A 15929-nucleotide genomic window follows, 5' to 3' on the forward strand; every position below is an offset into this window, starting at 1 on the left:
CCGAGGTGATGGGAAGGGTGAGCTGTGCTGCCTGAGGTGGAGGCATGGCTGCGTGGGCGCACTTCATCATCGGATGACTGGCCGTTGCCGTGGTTGCTGGAGGCCAAAGGTGATCTGACCGTCAGTGTGGTGCTGCCCGCTCGCGACGAGGGGGAGACGGTCGGGGAGATCGTCACCGCGATCCGGCACGAGCTGATGGAGGCGGTGCCACTCGTCGACGAACTGGTGGTCATCGATTCCCGCTCCACCGACGACACCGCCGCGCGTGCCACGCAGGCCGGGGCCAGAGTGATCGCCCAGGACGAGATCCTGCCCGACCTGAAGCCGATGGACGGCAAGGGAGAGGCGCTCTGGAAATCCCTCGCCGTGACCTCCGGTGATCTGCTGGTCTTCATCGACGCCGACCTGCGCGAGTTCCGCACGTCGTTCGTGACCGGGCTGCTCGGCCCGCTGCTCGGCGATCCCGGCGTGGTCTACGTCAAGGGCTGCTACGACCGGCCGCTGCGGAACGTGCAGAACGGCGGCGGCCGGGTCACCGAGCTCGTCGCGCGGCCCCTGCTCAACCTGCACTGGCCGCTGCTGGCGGGCTTCGTGCAGCCCCTCGCCGGTGAGTACGCCGGACGCCGGTCTGTGCTCGAACAGGTCCCGTTCGTCACCGGCTACGGCGTGGAGCTGGGCCTGCTGATCGATCTGCTCGATCTCGCGGGTCTCGACGCCCTCGCCCAGGTCGACCTGGGGCGCCGTGTCCACTCCCACCAGTCGACCGAGGCACTCGGCGGCATGGCCGCCCAGATCCTGCAGACCTCCTGGTCCCGCCTCGAACGCCAGAACAAGATGATCTCCCTGCACACACCCTCTCGCCGGATGACCCAGTTCCGCCGGAGTCCAAGCGGTCACCACCCGACCGTCCGCGACGTGGCCGTGGCCGAACGTCCCCCGATGGCCACCGTCACCGGACGCCGCTCCCGGCCGCTATAGTCGTCGTCTTCGACGATCTGCGATCGGATGTCGCGAAATGACGGGAGTGGACTCCTCCGTGTCCGGTGCCGGGAACGACCCGCGGCGGGTGTATGTGAAGATCTGCGGTCTGCGCGAGCCCGAGCACGTGAGAGCCGCCGTCGAGGCGGGCGCCGACGCGATCGGGTTCGTTCTCACGCGGAGCCCCCGGCGGATCACCCCCGCGCGGGCGCGTGAGCTGGCCTCCACGGTGCCTCCGCACGTGCTGACCGTGGCGGTGTTCGCCGGTGAGACTCCCCAGGAGGTCCGGGCGGCCACGATGGAGACCGGAGTACGCGCCGTCCAGCTGCACGGCGACCACCCGCACGGCGACTTCACCGCGCTGAAGGACCTCGGCGTCATGCTGATCCGCGCCGGAGGCGCGGGTGCCGACCTGCGCTGCGGCGCCTTCGACGAGGACCTGCTCATCGTCGACGCGCCCAGACCCGGCTCGGGCGAGCCGTGGGACTGGGCGGCGGTGCGCGGGCGCCCGGAGGGCCGCTGGATGCTGGCGGGCGGCCTGGACCCGTCGAACGTGGCCGGAGCCATCGACGCCGCCCGGCCCTGGGGGGTCGACGTGTCGAGCGGCGTGGAGATCGCTCCCGGGGTGAAGGACACCGCGCTCATCAGGGGCTTCGTCGCCGCCGCCCATGCCACCGGGCGCACCTGAGCAGGGGTTCATCGCGGACCCGTCGTGGCCGCGGGATGCGTTCCGCCCTCCTCTGAGAAAGGGACGAAACGCCGCCACAACGCGATCACCGTGAAAGCTCCGGCAGGTGCGACCAGGATGGAACCGATCACATCGGTCGGATAGTGCACTCCGAGATAGAGGCGGGCGAGGGCCTGTGCTGTCACCAGGACCGCGCCCACGACCACAACCGGACGGAACCAGCGGCTGCCGTAGGCGAGAAGACCGATGGCCACGACCATGGACAACGTGATCGCCACGTGCCCGCTGGGGTAGCTGTCATGGCCGTACTGGACGACGAGCTGGTGATCGAGAGGCGGACGGGGCCGGGCCACCACGGTTTTGAAGATCGAACCAGTACCCCAGCCCCCGATGATCACCAAAACGGTGATCACGGCGGTGCGGCCACGTCCGATCGCGATCAGGACAGCCGCGAGCAGCGCGGTGAGGCAGACCGCCGCCACCGGGGAGAAGGCGGTGTCGAGCCCCCGGGCGACCACGGTCAGCCATGGTGCGCGGACGGCCTGCACCGTCTCGTCGAGCTGGAGGTCGGCGCGGGTCCAGCCCGGTGTCCTGGAGAGCGCGCCCAAGATGGCGGCAGGGACCAGCAGCAGGACGGGCAGACGGAAGGTCCTGAAGATCGAAGGAGCAGACGTTCTTTCCCAGTGGTGGGCCACCTGGGGGTGCTTCATTAATATCCCCGATCACAGGTCCCGCAGGACGGTCAATGGCGGGCGTCGGACGGCCTGTATGGCCGCCGCCCCCGCGAGTACAAGCCCCAGACCGCCGACGGCGGCGACGACGCCGAGGTAGGGCCAGGGCACGGTCAGCGCGCTCGGTGGCGGATCGAAGACGCCGGTAAGGACGCTGACCAGCATCTGCGACAGTGCCCAGCCGCCCAGCACTCCGAACAGGGTAGTCCCGGTGCCGACAAGCAGGACCTCCGTCCAGACGAAGGCGCCGAGCTGGCGGGGGCGCGCGCCGAGAACCGTGGCGAGGGCAAAGGTACGGCGCCGCTCGGTGAAGCCCAGGATCAGCAACAGCGCGGTCGCGGCGATGACCAGCCCGAGGGCGAAGGTCAGCTCAATGGTGGTCAGGCCGCCGAGATCGACGGCGGTGAGACTGGAGCCGATCACCCGTCGGGTGGTGTCCAGGTCGCTGATCTGCGGCTGCGGGCCGAGCGTGGAGCGCAGCCGGTCGGCTACCGTACGCGCGGGTGTGCCGTCGGTGGTGACCAGGAAGGCGCCGACGGTGTCGGAGCCGGTCTGTGCGGCCACGTAGGCGGCGTTGGCGACCAGGAAGCTGTCGCGCGGAGCCGTGGGGAACTCGGAGGCGATGCCGACGTAGTGGAAGTCCACGGTGTGGAACTGCTTGGTACGGCCGTCCTGGAGGCGGAGCCGGAGCAGGTCGCCGATGTGCAGTTGAAAGTCGTGGACGGTTTCCTGGCTCACCAGGATCGCATCGGGCTGGTGGGCGAGCCGGTCGATCAGCGAGCGCGCGGTGCCTCCGATGAAGTAGGAATCCTGCAGCCGGGTGGTGTGCGGCAGGGTCGCGGGGCGGATGCCGTACAGGTCCTGCAGGTCGGAACCGACGTAGGCGAATCGGTGCTGGATCGGCTCCACTGCCGAGACGCCCCGGACGGCGGCGATCCGGTGTTCCTGGGACGGGGGGATCTGAGCGCCGGGCGACTCCGTGACGGTCACGTCGGCGCCGTTGGTGAGTTGCGCGTCGACCAGCGCCTGCTGACGGTAGGTGGCGGTGAAGGTGGCCGTGGACACGGCGAACACCATGGCCAGCGCCGCGATCGTCACCGTCCTGCTGATCAGCCGCCGCTGTCGCGACAGGGTGGCGGCGACGGTGTTGGCCAGGCTGGAGGCGAGCGGCTGGGCCAGCCTTTTCACCAGGCGTCGCGAACCGAGCACCAGGTGGGTGAGCCGCCAGATCAGCAGGCCGGAGCCGGCCCACAGCAGCGCGGGTCCGGCGAACGCCCAGTAGTCGACCGAGATCTGCGGGACGCCTTCGGGTGCCAGGACCAGGTGGTAGCCGCTCTGACTGGTGACCCAGAACACCGCCACGGAGCCGAGCAGCAGCCAGCCGTCCAGGCCGTACCTCATCCACCACGATGATCGGACCACTCCGATGGTGCGGAGGGCTGAGGCGACGGTGACCGTACGGGCATCCCGGACCGCCGGGAGCAGGATCGTCGCCCCCGCTATGAGCAGGCCGACAATGGCTGAGAGCACGCTTCCTCCCGCCACCACCGCCGCCGTCGCACCGAAGCCGACCGAGCCGAAGGCAAGCAAGCTGGTGATCGCGGCCAGACCCAGCCCGGCGAGCACGCCGGCCACGCCGACCAGGACCGCCTCCGCCAGGGCCAGCCGGGTCAACACGCGGGTGCTTGCTCCCCGGGCGCGTAGCAGGGCCTGCTCCGTGCGGCGCCGTACCGCTCCGGCCCCCGTGATCGCGGCAGTGAGCAGCACGGCGAGTATCGCACCCGGCAGGCCGAGGAAGAGAAAGAGGATCTGGGCGTAGAGGGCGTCGGAGCGGGCGGCATCCAGGGCCGCGCCGAGATTGTCGCCGACCAGCCCCGCCCCGGCCAGCCGCACCTCCAGGTTGCGGGCCGCTCCGGTGACCTGCTCGTAGGCGGCCGCGGGATCGCTGGGAAACCGGTGTGCCAGCCGGACGTGGAACTGCTGGTGGAGCGGCGGAACATGCGGCAGACCGTAGAGCCGTCGCCACTGATCGGCGGGCAACAGCAGCACGTTGTCCGGAGGGGCCTGGGGTTGGGCTCCCGGAGGAGCGCCCACCTTCTGGAACAGCGAGTCCGCCTCGGGCAGGTCGGCTATGCCGTCCACCCGGACGGTGGCGTCGGGCAGCCCGGTACGGTGCAGGATGATCGTGTCGCCCGGCCCGGCGTGCAGGTTGGCGGCCGTCTGCTGGGCGAGCAGCACCCCCTGCGAGGATCCGGTGAGGGGCCGCAGCTCGCCGGGGAAGACGTCGGCGTAGTCGGTGGGCAGGCCGAGCACCTGTCCGGGGCCGGTGGTGAGCACCTGGCCGCCTTGGCGGGATTCGAATCCGGTGACGGCTGCGGAGTCGACCCTGCGGACGGTCTCGATTCCGGGGGTGTGCTGGAGTGTCTGTGCCACGGCCGTGGGGTCGGCGCCAGGCTGGGTCTCGATCTGCCAGTCGACCGGGACCCGTTGGACGGACCGTGCGGTCATGGTGGATTTGGCCGCCGAGAGGAAAACACCCAGCGAGGCCAGCAGCGCGACGGCGACGGCGATGCCGGCAGATGCCGCGGCGAGCCGTCCGGTGCGGCGTGCCAGCAGGCCGCGTAGCCAGATCAGCATGTCTGCCTGCCCAACGTGCCATCACACATCTCCCAGCGGTACGGGAGCCGCTCGGCGATGGCCGGGTCGTGTGTAGCGATCACCAGGCCGGCTTCCAGGTCGTCGGCGACGCCCAGGAGCAGGCTGATGATTTCGTCGGCGTGGGCGGAGTCCAGCTGGCCGGTGGGTTCGTCGGCGATGATCAGACGTGGTGCGGCGGCCAGGACACGGGCGACGGCCACGCGCTGGGCCTGCCCGCCGGACAGCTCCTCGGGCAGGCGCTTCCCGAGGCCTGCCAGGCCAACCTGGCGCAACGCCTCCCGCGCCCGATCTTCGGCTTCGCCTCCGTCGCATCCGGCGATCAGCAGGGGCAGGGCGACGTTCTCCGTGACATCCAGTGGTGGCAGCAGGCTTGGTCCCTGAAAGACGATCCCGACGGGGGCGTCGTATCGATGGATCTCTCCCGTAGTCGGTCCGTCGAGCCCGGAGAGCAGATGCAACAGGGTCGTCTTGCCCGATCCTGAGGAGCCGACGACGGCGATCTTGTCGCCCTCCCTGACCTCGCAGGTGACGCCATGGATGGCGACGACCGCATCGCGACCGCTGCCGTAGGTGCGGGAGACATCCGTGCAACTGATGATCGCTGTCAAGTGATCCGCCCATCATGGAGTGTGAGGACACGGTCGGCGAAACGGCGGACCGCGGGGCTGTGCGAGGCGATCACCACCGCGCAGGGGCGCTCTGCCTGGGCGCGCAGCAACGTCAAGATGCCGGCTTCGGTGGTGCGGTCGAGCTCCCCGGTCGGTTCATCGGCCAGCAGCACGGCCGGGCGGTTGGCCAGCGCGACAGCCAGGCCCGCTCGGGCGGCCTCGCCACCGGACAGGGTGCTCGGCCGGGCGCCGGCCCGTGTGGCCAGGCCGGTGAGATCAAGCACCTGATCGGCCCAGGCGGCGTCGCGCTGTCCGGTCAGTTTCTGGGCCAGGTCAAGGTTCTGGCGGACAGTGAGGTGTTCGATCAGGTTGCCGGACTGAAAGACCACTCCGATGGAGCGGGCGCGCAGTGCCGCCCGCTCCGGTTCGGGACGGTGACTGATCCGGGATTGATCGATCCACACTGTTCCGCCGTCCGGCTCGTCCAGCCCGGCCAGACAGGCCAGCAGCGTGGACTTGCCCGACCCCGACGGTCCGGTGACCAAGACGATCTCGCCGGGATCGGCCTTGAGCGAGACGCCGCGCAGCGCCTTGACCTCTTCGTCGCCTGCCCGGTAGAAGCGATACAACTCGTCCGCCAAGATCATCTACAACCACCTGAAGGAGTCCGAGACCAGGCGCCAGGGGTCCACGTTGTCGGAACCGGCCGGTCCGGACAGCGTCAGCACCGCCTCCTGGCCGTTCTTGTAGAACTCGTAGCGCTCTGCCTCTTGGCGGATGACCTTTCCGGTGACCGGATTGGGCGTGCTGTCGACCTGGTAAACGAGCCGCACGGCCTGGCCGCCCTTGCGGTCAACCGTCTCGATCTTCTTCAGCGTGAAGTCGCCACCGGCCGCCTGAAGCTTGGGGGCCTCGTTCCGTTTCGCCGTGTCGACGGTGGGAGCGGACGCCGCCGGCCTGAGCTCGATCGTGACGCTGTTGAGCTTGTCGGTGAAGCTCGCCCCGGCGGAGATGTCCGTACGCGCCCAGCCCTCAGGCACCTTGATCTCATAGAGCTTGGCGCGGTACGGGACGAAAGCGGTGTTGTCCGGGATGTCTCCCGGCGGATTGGACTCGGTGGCGTTCGGATCCGGCTCCCCTGTCGGCGTATCCGCAGCCGAGGTAGCCGAGGCGGTCGAAGCAGTCGAGGCGGACGTGGCGGAGGCCGCAGGAGTCAGCGCCGTCTGCGTGCCCGCGCATGCGGCTACGCTCACCAGACCCAGGAGGAGTGCCGCGGTGAGATAGAGCTTTTTGACCATGTTTCCGACGGTAGGAACCGATCGGTCAGCGCCCGCTGAGCGGCCGGTTAGCGTGATGCTTACCTTGACTCTGAGACGCTTACCCGGTGAAGAGAAGCCGCGATCCGGTACCGCTACGGCATCGGGTGCTTGTGGCGATCGTCGGCGTCGCCGCGTTGACGGTCGCCCTGTTCGCCGTCCCACTCGCGGCCGTGGTGGGCCAGCTCTACCGTAGCGAGACGACGGGTGCGCTCGAGCGGACCGCCACCTGGCTCGCCGCCGCGGTCCCCGACGACCTGGCGCAGGGCGGACGCGTGCCGAGGCCGCTGCCCAGAGGACTCCCCTCCGGCCTGACCGTCGGCGTCTACACGATGGACGGCGGGTTGCTGTCGGGTGACGGCCCACAGTCATCAGGCGTTGTCGTGAGGGCTCGCGACGGCCACGTACACGATGCCATCGAAGACGACTTCCTGGTGGTATCGGCCCCGGTCCCCTCCGACGAATCAATGGGCGGAGTGGTCCGTGTGGCCACGCCGTACGACCAGGTGGAAGATCGCATACATCGGGCGTGGCTGGTCATGGCAGGACTTGGCGTCATCGTGATCGGCCTGGCCACGGTGTTCGCGCTGCGCCAATCCGCCCGGCTCGCCGCACCGCTGGAGAACCTGACCCGTGCGGCGCAGGATCTGGGCGCGGGCGACTTCTCCATCCGCGCCCCCCATTCGGACGTACGCGAAGCCGACACCGCAGGACGCGCCCTGGAGGCCACCGCACGCAGGCTCGGTGAGGTGCTCGATCGCGAGCGCGCCTTCAGTGCCGATGTGTCTCACCAGTTGCGCACCCAGCTCACCGGCATGCTTCTCGGCCTGGAATCCGCCCTCACCCGCCCCGATACCGGCCTCCCCCATGCGATCCGCACCGCTCTCGCCCGGGGCGAACGGCTACAGACCGTCATCGAAGATCTCGTACGGCTGTCGCGCGACAGCCGTACGAGAGCCGAGCCCTGCGATGTCGGGAGTCTGCTGGAGGAAGTACGCGCCGACTGGCACGGAACCCTCGCCGCGCAAGGACGCCGCCTGAGCGTGAACCTGCCCGGCGAACTTCCCAGGGCGAAGGCATCGGCGGCGGCGATCCGGCAGATCCTCCGGGTGCTGCTGGAGAACGCGGCCGTCCACGGCAAGGGCGAGACCGTCATCGACGTGGCCGATCTCGGCGACGCCATCGCGATCGAGATCGCCGACCAGGGCGAGGGAGTCCCCGAAGAAGCCGATATCTTCGCCCGCCGCTCCGGCCACGATGACGGGCACGGGATCGGCCTGGCGCTCGCACGGTCCCTGGCCGAGGCCGAAGGCGGCCGGCTCACCCTCCGCCGAGGCTCACCACCGGTGTTCAACCTGCTGCTTCCCAGCGCGTCCGACCACACCTGATCGGATCAGAGGTCGGCCTCGTAGCGGTAACCGCGCCCCCGTAGCGTGGTGATCCGCTGCGGATCCTCCCCATGCTCGCTGAGCTTGCGGCGTAGGGCGAAAACGTGCACGTCCAACGTCTTGGTCGGCCCGAACCAGTTGACGTCCCACACCTCGTCCATCAACTCCTCACGCGTGACGACCTCACCGGCGCGACCGGCCAGCACCACCAGCAGATCGAACTCCTTGGGCCGCAGCATGACCTCGTCGCCGCCGATGAAGACGCGCCGGGCGAGCAGATCCAGGCGCAGGCGACCGACGGACACACTGCGCTCCTCCTGCGGTACGTTCTGGCGGCGCAGATGCGCCCGCACCCGGGCAAGCAGTTCAGTGAGCCGGAAGGGCTTGGTCAGATAGTCGTCGGCACCGGCGTCCAGCGCCACCACGACCTCGAACTCCTGGGTACGCGCGGTCAACACCACGATCACCGCCTGCGGCAGGGCCGTGCGCAGCCGCCGGCAGACCACCACGCCGTCGATGTCGGGAAGACCGAGGTCCAGCAGGACGAGGTCGGGCGCAAACCGTCGAGCGTGGTCGAGCGCGTCACTCCCGGTGGCAGCCAAGCTCACCTGATAACCGCCGCTCGCCAGCGCTTCCACCAACTCCGAGCCGATGGACGGGTCATCCTCCACGACCAGCACCCGCGTCATGTATCGATGGTAGGGGCGGAGCCGGCTCTCACCCGCACAGTTCTCCCAGGCCAAAGGTAAGCGCAGCGCTAACCTCCGCCTATCCGGCCACTTGCGTGACTCTATGTAATGTCCAAGTGACTCATAGTGCATGTCGGGGGGGTTGGTGACCAGAGACTGGCAACGGCTGGGATCTTTCAACGGGCGAGTTCAGCTCCTGTTGCTCAACCAGTTCACCATCAAACTCGGCTTCAACCTGCTCATGCCCTACCTGGCCGGACACCTCACCAACGGCCTGGGATACGCGGCCTGGGCCGTAAGCCTGGTGCTCAGCATGCGCAACATCAGCCAGCGCGGCATGTGCCTGGTCGGTGGCAACCTGGCCGACCGGATCGGCTGCAAGCGGGCCATCGTGATCGGATGCGCACTGCGCACGGCCGGTTTCGCCCTGCTCGGCCTGGCCGGCTCCCTCCCCGCGCTACTCATCGCCTCCGCGCTGACCGGGTTCGCCGGGGCACTGTTCGACCCGGCCGTGCGTGCCTACCTGGCCGCCGAGACCGGCAGCCGCAGAGCCGAGGCGTTCGGGCTGTTCAACATGGCCGGCCAGGCCGGGCTGCTCCTGGGGCCACTGGCCGGACTCGCCCTGGCCTGCCTGGACTTCCGCGTCGTGGCGGCTGTGGCGGCGACGCTGTTCGCCGGGCTCACCGTGCTGCAGGCGCGGGCGCTGCCCGCCCAGGTCCCCTCTGAGGGGGAACCGGGGCCGGTGTGGCGGCCGGTGCTGGCCAACCGGCGGTTCCTGGCCTTCTCCGCGGTCATGGCCACGGCCTACATGCTGTCCTTCCAGGTCTACCTGACCCTGCCGCTGGTGATGGAGAAGGCACTCGGCGTGGAGAACAACATCGGCATGGGACAGATGTTCACGCTCTGCGCGCTCGTGGTCATCGCCGGCCAGTCGAGGGTGACCACCTGGGTGCGAGGCCGCTGGACACCCACCCAGAGCCTGCTCCGGGGTCTGATGATGACCGGGGCCGCGTTCCTCCCGCTGGTGATCGTCGGCTCGCCCGTACCCGTCATGGTCGGCCCCGAAGAGGTGGCTGAGATCGTGGGCATCACGCCGATTCTGCTGACCGCGGTGCTGCTGGCCCTGGGCACGATGCTGATCTGCCCGTTCGAGATGGACGTCATCGTCGGTCTCGCCGGTGGCCGGCTGATCGCCACCCACTATGGCCTGTACGCCACCATCTCCGGCCTCGGCCTCACCCTGGGCGGCCTGGCCATCGGCTTCCTCTGGGACTTCGCCGCCGCACACGGCGCGTACCGGCTGCCCTGGATCGCCCTGGCGCTGCTCGGCTGCTGCGGCGCCCTCGGCCTGAGCGCGCTGAACCGCACCCTGGACCTACCGGGGCAGGCGTCGCCTTCACACAGGCAAGCATCGCGCTGACCGCGCGCTCAGCGGCGCCGCCCGGGTTTCCCCGGTTGGCACACGTCGACGCCCGCCCCCGGATCGGAGAGCGAGCGCCGGTGGGGTCATGAGACGCCTACTTGAGGATGGGGTAGCGCCTGACCAGCGGGGTGTTGCCCCACCACTCGCCGATACCGAACGTGTTGCCGGCACCCGCCAGGGCGAGACCCGCCAGCACGACGGCGTAGACAAGGTGCTCGTCCATGAACGGGTTGTTGGCCAGTGGGAGTTCCGCGGCCCACATGAACACCAGGAGCAGGCCGCCCGTGGTCGCGGCGATCCTCATCCCGGCGCCCAGGACGAGCGCGGTGCCGATGCCGAGCAGACCGATCATGAACAGCCAGTCGATCCAGGCCTGGCCGGCCAGGCCGCTGAAGAACCCTCCGAGCGCGTTGTCGGCGGTGCTCTTGAGGAAGCCCGTGGTCGGGCTGCCGCCGTGAGTCCAGGCGCGGTCGGCGGGGGTGGCGAACCCCCACCCGAAGGTCTTGTCGAGGAAGGCCCAGAGGAAGATCCAGCCGAGGACGATGCGGGCGACCGCCCAGACACGGTCGACCGGGCGGACCGGTGTCCGGAACGGGCCGGCCTGCACGACGGGGGTGTGGGGAGCGGCGTCAGGCTGGGGGCGCCCTTCGGTGCGTGCCATGACTGGTCCTTTCAGCGTGGGGGGTCACTGTTTTTCTTCCTCCCTAAGCACACCGTCTGCGCGAGCCGGCGGACAGGGCCCTAAGGCTTGGTCTCCTTGACCGGATTTCCCGGCGATCAGGGACTTTCGGCCCTTGATGGGGTGGGCGCCGACCCGTCTGAATGCCAGTATCTTTCCTATGATCCAGAAGGAGCCGCCCTCCCTGATCCCCGGCATGCGGCTGGACGATCTACTGTCGGAGCTGCGGGTGCGGCTGGAAGCCGTGCTGGCCACCCGCGACCGGGTGCACGCGCTGCTGGACGCCGTCGTCTCCATCGGCAGCGACCTGGACCTGGAGACCGTGCTGCGCCGGATCGTGGAGACCGCCACCACCCTGGTCGACGCCGGCTACGGCGCCCTGGGGGTGATCGGCGAGGAGAACACGCTCATCCAGTTCGTCCCGGTGGGGCTGAGCGAGGAGGAGATCGCCCGGATCGAGCACTGGCCGCACGGGCTGGGCCTGCTCGGACTACTGATCAAAGAGCCGCAGACGTTGCGGATGGGCGACCTCTCCCAACATCCGGAGTCCTACGGGTTCCCGCCGGGTCACCCGCCGATGGGGTCGTTTCTGGGCGTGCCGATCCGGGGCCGCGAGGAGGTGTTCGGCAACCTCTACCTCACCGAGAAACGCGAGGGAGGGGAGTTCGACGAGGAGGACGAGGCAATTGCTACGGCGCTGGCCACCGCCGCCGGAGTGGCCATCGAGAACGCCCGGCTGTACGAGGAGAGCCGCCGGCGGGAGATGTGGCTGCAGGCCTCCTCGGAGGTCACCACCAGCCTGCTGTCAGGGGCCGAACCCCAGGAGGTGCTCACGCTGATGGGGCGCCGGGCCCGGGAGATGGCCAATGCCGACATTGTGATGATCATGATTCCCGACGGCGCTCGCGAGGTTCTCCGGGTGGTCATCGCGGACGGCCTGGCCGCCGAGCATCTCGCCCAGGTCGAGTTCAGCGTCACCGGCTCCCTCGCCGGCAGGGCCTTTCTGAGCGGCGAGCCCATCATGGTCACCGATCTCGGCGACACCGACATGCCGGCCACCATCGTCGACCATCTGGGGGCGGGCCCCACGGCAGCCGTGCCACTCGGCGCGGCGGGAGCGGTCCGCGGGGTGCTGACCCTGGGGAAACGGCCGGGGCGTATCCCGTTCAGCAGCACCGAGCTCCGCACCCTGCACAGCTTCGCCGGGCAGGCCGCCGTCGCCCTGGAGCTGGCCGAGGCCCGCGAGGACGCCGAGCGGCTGGGGCTGCTGGAGGACCGTGACCGGATCGCCAAGGATCTGCATGACGTCGTGATCCAGCGGCTGTTCGCCGTCGCTATGACCTTGATGAGCATCGTCCGTTTTGTCGAGCATCCGGAGGCCTCCGGCCGGCTGCAGCGCGGGATCGACGAGCTGGACGAGACCATCAGGCAGATCCGCTCCACCATCTTCGCGCTGCAGATGTCCCATGAAGCAGCCGTCCCCAGCCTGCGCGCGCGGATCGTGGAGCTGGTGGAGAACGCACGCGGGCATCTGGGTTTCATGCCGGGACTGCGCATGGAGGGCCGGCTCGACAACGAGGTCCCCGCGCCGGTTGCCGAACACCTGCTGGCTGTTCTGCGGGAGGCGCTGTCCAACATCGTGCGCCACGCCAAGGCCTCCAGAGCCGATGTCTTCACGGAGGTCACCGACGACCGGCTCGCCCTCATCGTCCACGACAACGGGGTCGGGCTTTCCGGCGACAGCGGGCGCAGCGGGCTGCGCAACCTTCAGGACCGCGCCACGCAGCTCGGCGGCTCGTTCGAAGCCGAGTCTTCCCCGGACGGTGGGACCCGGCTGACCTGGCGCGTCCCCCTGGACTGACGCCGAGGTGCGATTCAGCGTCAGGTGCTACGGCGGGAATCACGTTTCGCGCCAGGCATGGGCGATCGTCATCGTGGTGACGGTCCCGTGGGGCGGGCTCCTCTACTGGATGTACGGGAAGTTCCGCTGAACACCGTCACCACGCGGAACGGAGATCGCACTCGCGGGGATCGACCTTGGCGCCGTCCGGGTGAACGACGGGTGGCCCTGGTTGCCGGGGAAAACGGGCCTCAGGCGTCCGCTCTGCCGCCGAGGCCGCGCACCGCCGCGTAGTAGGTATCGGCGGTCCGGCGGCAGATGACGCCCTTGTACGACTCCAGGCCCGAATATTTGTTGCAGACGTTGTACATGTCGTTCTTGAAGTTCTGGTCGATCTTCCCGCGGACGTCCTCGTTGAACCGGCCCTGTCTCTTGTAGTTGCGGTAGCCGAAGTCATGGCGTTGACAGGAAGGCAGGAAGTTGAATCCCTCCGGCTTGTCCGGGGCCCAGGAACAGCCATCCGAGGACCAGTCAAGCTGATCGCCGTACGGCTGTGCGGCCCGGTTGCTGAGGAAGACCTCAATCGAGACGTTGAACAGGAACTCGTCGGTCTTCTGCTGCAACTGGGCCTGGGTCAGGGCTAAAATCTGCGCCGTGTCCGCATGGGCCGGAATCGCACTCATGAAACCCGTGGCCGCCACCGCCGCGGCGGCGAGGATTCCCACAATGCCATTTCGCATTTCCATAGAACATCCTTTCCAAGACACCTGATAATCGGCATGCGTCATCTTGAACCGGAACCTGAAATGGAACGGATCGGGCGGTGCCCTCCGCCCGCTGATTGGACGGCTCTGTGGGCACGCGCCTCTGGATCGAGAAGGTCACCCTTCGTGGGCATAGCGCCACTCCGCGCTGCGGTTGCTCTTATCCGCAATCATTCAGGAGGTGCTTGGAGGAATTCTCAAAGAAACTTGAACCGCCCTGTCGTGTCTGATTTAGTAACAGGTGACTGTCAGGAGCGGCGGTGTTTCAGCTATTCGGACCGGTCACGTTCACCGTGCAGGGCGGCAGGGTCGACCTGGGGCCGGCCAAGCAGCGGACAGTGCTCGCGGCGCTGCTGGCCGACGCCGGCCGGTTGGTGACCTGGTCGGCCCTGGTCGACCGGGTTTGGGACCGGGCGCCGGCGACCGACGCCCGCAAGGTGCTGTACACCTACGTCAACAGGATCCGGCGGCTGCTGGAACGGGCACACGCGGCCGGCGGCCCCGAGGCGACGCTGGTCCGCCGGACGGGTGGCTACGTGCTGGAGGTCGAGCCCGACCGGGTGGATCTGCACAGGTTCCGCCGGCTGGTGACCACCGCCTGCGACCGGCGATGTCCCGACACCGACCGGGCGGGGCTGCTGCGGGAAGCGCTGAGCCTGTGGGACGGGGCGGCGCTGGCCGATCTACCCGGGGCGTGGGCGGCGCGGACGCGCGAGACGTGGAGCGGGCAGCGGCTGGACGCGGCCGCGCACTGGGCCCAGGCCGAGCTGCGGCTCGGCCGGCACGACGAGGTGATCGGCCCGTTACGGGAGCTGGTGGCCGAGCATCCGTTCACCGAGCCGCTGGTGGCGGCCCTGATGCGGGCGCTCGTGGCCGCCGGACGGGACGCCGAGGCGCTGGACCGCTACGCCACCACCCGGGCCCGGCTGGTCGGCAGATTCGGGGCCGAGCCCGGGCCCGAGCTCCGCGAGATACACGCGATGATCCTGCGCCGCGACCGTGATCGGGCCGCCCGGGTGCGGAGATCCCCTCCCGCCACCGGAGCAGCGCGGCCGGTGCCGGCGCAGTTGCCCGCCGACGTGCCCACCTTCGTCGGCAGGGAGCACGAGCTGTCCCGGCTGTCGGAACACCTCACCCGTGCCGACCGGGCGACGATGGTGACCTGCACGGTGTCCGGCACCGCCGGGGTGGGCAAGAGCGCCCTCGCCGTACGGTGGGCGCACCGGGTCCGGGACGTCTTCCCCGACGGGCAGCTCTACGTCGACCTGCGCGGCCACGACGTCGAGCAGCCGGTGCCGCCCGCCGACGCGCTGGCAGGGTTCCTGTCCGCTCTCGACGTGGCCGGGCACGACGTCCCACCGGAGGTGGATGGGCGGGCCGCCCGCTACCGTACGGAGATCAGCGGCCGGCGCATGCTGATCCTTCTGGACAACGCCTCGTCGGTCGAGCAGGTCCGTCCCCTGCTGCCCGGCACGCCGTCATGCGTGGTGGTGGTGACCAGCCGGGACTCCCTGGCAGGGCTGGTGGCCCTGCACGGTGCCCATCGCCTGGCTCTGGACCTGCTCCCCGTCGCCGACGCGACCGCTCTGCTGTCCGCCCTCATCGGGGGGCCGGCCGAGGCGGACCCCGAGGCCACCTCCGTTCTCGCCGGGCAGTGCGCGTGGTTGCCGCTGGCTTTGCGGGTCGCCGCAGAGCTGGCCGCCACCAGACCGGAGATCTCCCTGGCCGAGCTGGCCGGGGAGCTGGCCGACCGGCGGCGACGGCTGGATCTGCTGGATGCCGGCGGGGATCCGCGGGCGGCGGTGCGGGCGGTGTTCTCCCGGTCCTACGCCCGACTCCCCGCCGACGCCGCCCGGGCGTTCCGGCTTCTGGGCCTGCATCCGGCCCCCGACGTCGACCTGCCGTCCGCCGCCGTTCTCACCGGAGAACCGCCGGAGCGGGCCCACCGGCTCCTCGGCCTGCTCGCCCGCGCACACCTGATCCAGCCGGTTTCCACTGGCCGGTACGGCATGCATGACCTGTTGCGTGCCTATGCCGCCGACCTCGCCTGTGCCGACCCCGTGCTCTTTCATCGTCGGGAACAGAAGGAATGAGAGATCTGAGGTCTTGGGAGGAGGGGAACCTTTGGAGATCGAACGGCTCTGACCCTGTCTTGATTTCTCCTCGC

Annotated in this window: 14 protein-coding genes; 6 read left to right on the forward strand and 8 right to left on the reverse strand. The window is 69.3% G+C overall.

The window, feature by feature from the left end; genetic code table 11:
* The first annotated feature begins 24 nt into the window (after window positions 1-24).
* Window positions 25-978: a glucosyl-3-phosphoglycerate synthase gene (locus tag ACIN94_RS29795; RefSeq protein WP_400713223.1), complete on the forward strand. Its 954-nt coding sequence runs from the start codon at window positions 25-27 to the stop codon at window positions 976-978.
* Window positions 979-1024: 46 nt separating this feature from the next.
* Window positions 1025-1666 (forward strand): phosphoribosylanthranilate isomerase, encoded by a 642-nt coding sequence (locus ACIN94_RS29800; RefSeq protein WP_400713226.1) that lies wholly within the window; start codon window positions 1025-1027, stop codon window positions 1664-1666.
* Between the two features lie 8 nt (window positions 1667-1674).
* Here the strand turns inward: ACIN94_RS29800 and ACIN94_RS29805 are convergent, their stop codons facing one another.
* The 5 genes from ACIN94_RS29805 to ACIN94_RS29825 are packed head-to-tail and all read right to left on the reverse strand — an operon-like array spanning window position 1675 to window position 6961.
* Complete coding sequence (locus ACIN94_RS29805; protein WP_400713229.1) at window positions 1675-2376, reverse strand: phosphatase PAP2 family protein; 702 nt, start codon at window positions 2374-2376, stop codon at window positions 1675-1677.
* 12 nt (window positions 2377-2388) lie between these two features.
* Window positions 2389-5034: an FtsX-like permease family protein gene (locus ACIN94_RS29810; protein ID WP_400713232.1), complete on the reverse strand. Its 2646-nt coding sequence runs from the start codon at window positions 5032-5034 to the stop codon at window positions 2389-2391.
* Window positions 5028-5663 carry an ABC transporter ATP-binding protein gene (locus tag ACIN94_RS29815; RefSeq protein ID WP_400713235.1) on the reverse strand — a complete coding sequence of 212 codons (636 nt, stop codon included), beginning with the start codon at window positions 5661-5663 and terminating at the stop codon, window positions 5028-5030. The genes ACIN94_RS29810 and ACIN94_RS29815 overlap by 7 nt, the downstream gene beginning before the upstream one ends.
* Window positions 5660-6310, reverse strand: coding sequence for an ABC transporter ATP-binding protein (locus ACIN94_RS29820; RefSeq protein WP_400713238.1), 651 nt, complete (start codon window positions 6308-6310; stop codon window positions 5660-5662). Before ACIN94_RS29820 ends, ACIN94_RS29815 begins: the two co-directional genes overlap by 4 nt.
* Window positions 6311-6961, reverse strand: coding sequence for a hypothetical protein (locus tag ACIN94_RS29825; protein WP_400713241.1), 651 nt, complete (start codon window positions 6959-6961; stop codon window positions 6311-6313). It abuts the gene before it with no gap.
* Between the two features lie 86 nt (window positions 6962-7047).
* Between ACIN94_RS29825 and ACIN94_RS29830 the strand changes: the two genes are divergently transcribed.
* The gene (locus ACIN94_RS29830; RefSeq protein WP_400713244.1) at window positions 7048-8367 is read left to right on the forward strand and encodes an ATP-binding protein; all 1320 of its coding nucleotides are present in this window, start codon (window positions 7048-7050) and stop codon (window positions 8365-8367) included.
* 5 nt (window positions 8368-8372) lie between these two features.
* Here the strand turns inward: ACIN94_RS29830 and ACIN94_RS29835 are convergent, their stop codons facing one another.
* Window positions 8373-9056 (reverse strand): response regulator transcription factor, encoded by a 684-nt coding sequence (locus ACIN94_RS29835; RefSeq protein ID WP_400713247.1) that lies wholly within the window; start codon window positions 9054-9056, stop codon window positions 8373-8375.
* 145 nt (window positions 9057-9201) lie between these two features.
* Between ACIN94_RS29835 and ACIN94_RS29840 the strand changes: the two genes are divergently transcribed.
* Window positions 9202-10476, forward strand: a complete 1275-nt coding sequence (locus tag ACIN94_RS29840; RefSeq protein WP_400713251.1) for an MFS transporter — start codon at window positions 9202-9204, stop codon at window positions 10474-10476.
* Between the two features lie 97 nt (window positions 10477-10573).
* On the opposite strand, the gene ACIN94_RS29845 is transcribed toward ACIN94_RS29840, so the two are convergent.
* Complete coding sequence (locus ACIN94_RS29845; protein WP_400713254.1) at window positions 10574-11140, reverse strand: hypothetical protein; 567 nt, start codon at window positions 11138-11140, stop codon at window positions 10574-10576.
* Between the two features lie 178 nt (window positions 11141-11318).
* Here ACIN94_RS29845 and ACIN94_RS29850 point away from each other — a divergent pair, with 178 nt between their 5' ends.
* Window positions 11319-13019 (forward strand): GAF domain-containing protein, encoded by a 1701-nt coding sequence (locus tag ACIN94_RS29850; RefSeq protein ID WP_400713257.1) that lies wholly within the window; start codon window positions 11319-11321, stop codon window positions 13017-13019.
* Between the two features lie 230 nt (window positions 13020-13249).
* Here ACIN94_RS29850 and ACIN94_RS29855 read toward each other — a convergent pair whose 3' ends face one another.
* Window positions 13250-13744: a phospholipase gene (locus tag ACIN94_RS29855; protein ID WP_400713260.1), complete on the reverse strand. Its 495-nt coding sequence runs from the start codon at window positions 13742-13744 to the stop codon at window positions 13250-13252.
* 278 nt (window positions 13745-14022) lie between these two features.
* Between ACIN94_RS29855 and ACIN94_RS29860 the strand changes: the two genes are divergently transcribed.
* On the forward strand, window positions 14023-15855 hold the full coding sequence (locus ACIN94_RS29860; protein WP_400713263.1) for an AfsR/SARP family transcriptional regulator: 1833 nt from the start codon (window positions 14023-14025) through the stop codon (window positions 15853-15855).
* Window positions 15856-15929: the final 74 nt, after the last annotated feature.

Origin of the sequence: Streptosporangium sp. NPDC087985, from assembly GCF_044741965.1 — a bacterium.
Taxonomy (GTDB): domain Bacteria; phylum Actinomycetota; class Actinomycetes; order Streptosporangiales; family Streptosporangiaceae; genus Streptosporangium.

Excerpts from the sequence above, each read along its gene's own strand:
- ACIN94_RS29805 (WP_400713229.1), bottom strand. The coding sequence starts at position 2,376 with ATGAAGCACCCCCAGGTGGCCCACCACTGGGAAAGAACGTCTGCTCCT.
- ACIN94_RS29810 (WP_400713232.1), bottom strand. The coding sequence starts at position 5,034 with ATGCTGATCTGGCTACGCGGCCTGCTGGCACGCCGCACCGGACGGCTC.
- ACIN94_RS29820 (WP_400713238.1), bottom strand. The coding sequence starts at position 6,310 with ATGATCTTGGCGGACGAGTTGTATCGCTTCTACCGGGCAGGCGACGAA.
- ACIN94_RS29825 (WP_400713241.1), bottom strand. The coding sequence starts at position 6,961 with ATGGTCAAAAAGCTCTATCTCACCGCGGCACTCCTCCTGGGTCTGGTG.
- ACIN94_RS29835 (WP_400713247.1), bottom strand. The coding sequence starts at position 9,056 with ATGACGCGGGTGCTGGTCGTGGAGGATGACCCGTCCATCGGCTCGGAG.
- ACIN94_RS29845 (WP_400713254.1), bottom strand. The coding sequence starts at position 11,140 with ATGGCACGCACCGAAGGGCGCCCCCAGCCTGACGCCGCTCCCCACACC.
- ACIN94_RS29850 (WP_400713257.1), top strand. The coding sequence starts at position 11,319 with ATGATCCAGAAGGAGCCGCCCTCCCTGATCCCCGGCATGCGGCTGGAC.
- ACIN94_RS29855 (WP_400713260.1), bottom strand. The coding sequence starts at position 13,744 with ATGGAAATGCGAAATGGCATTGTGGGAATCCTCGCCGCCGCGGCGGTG.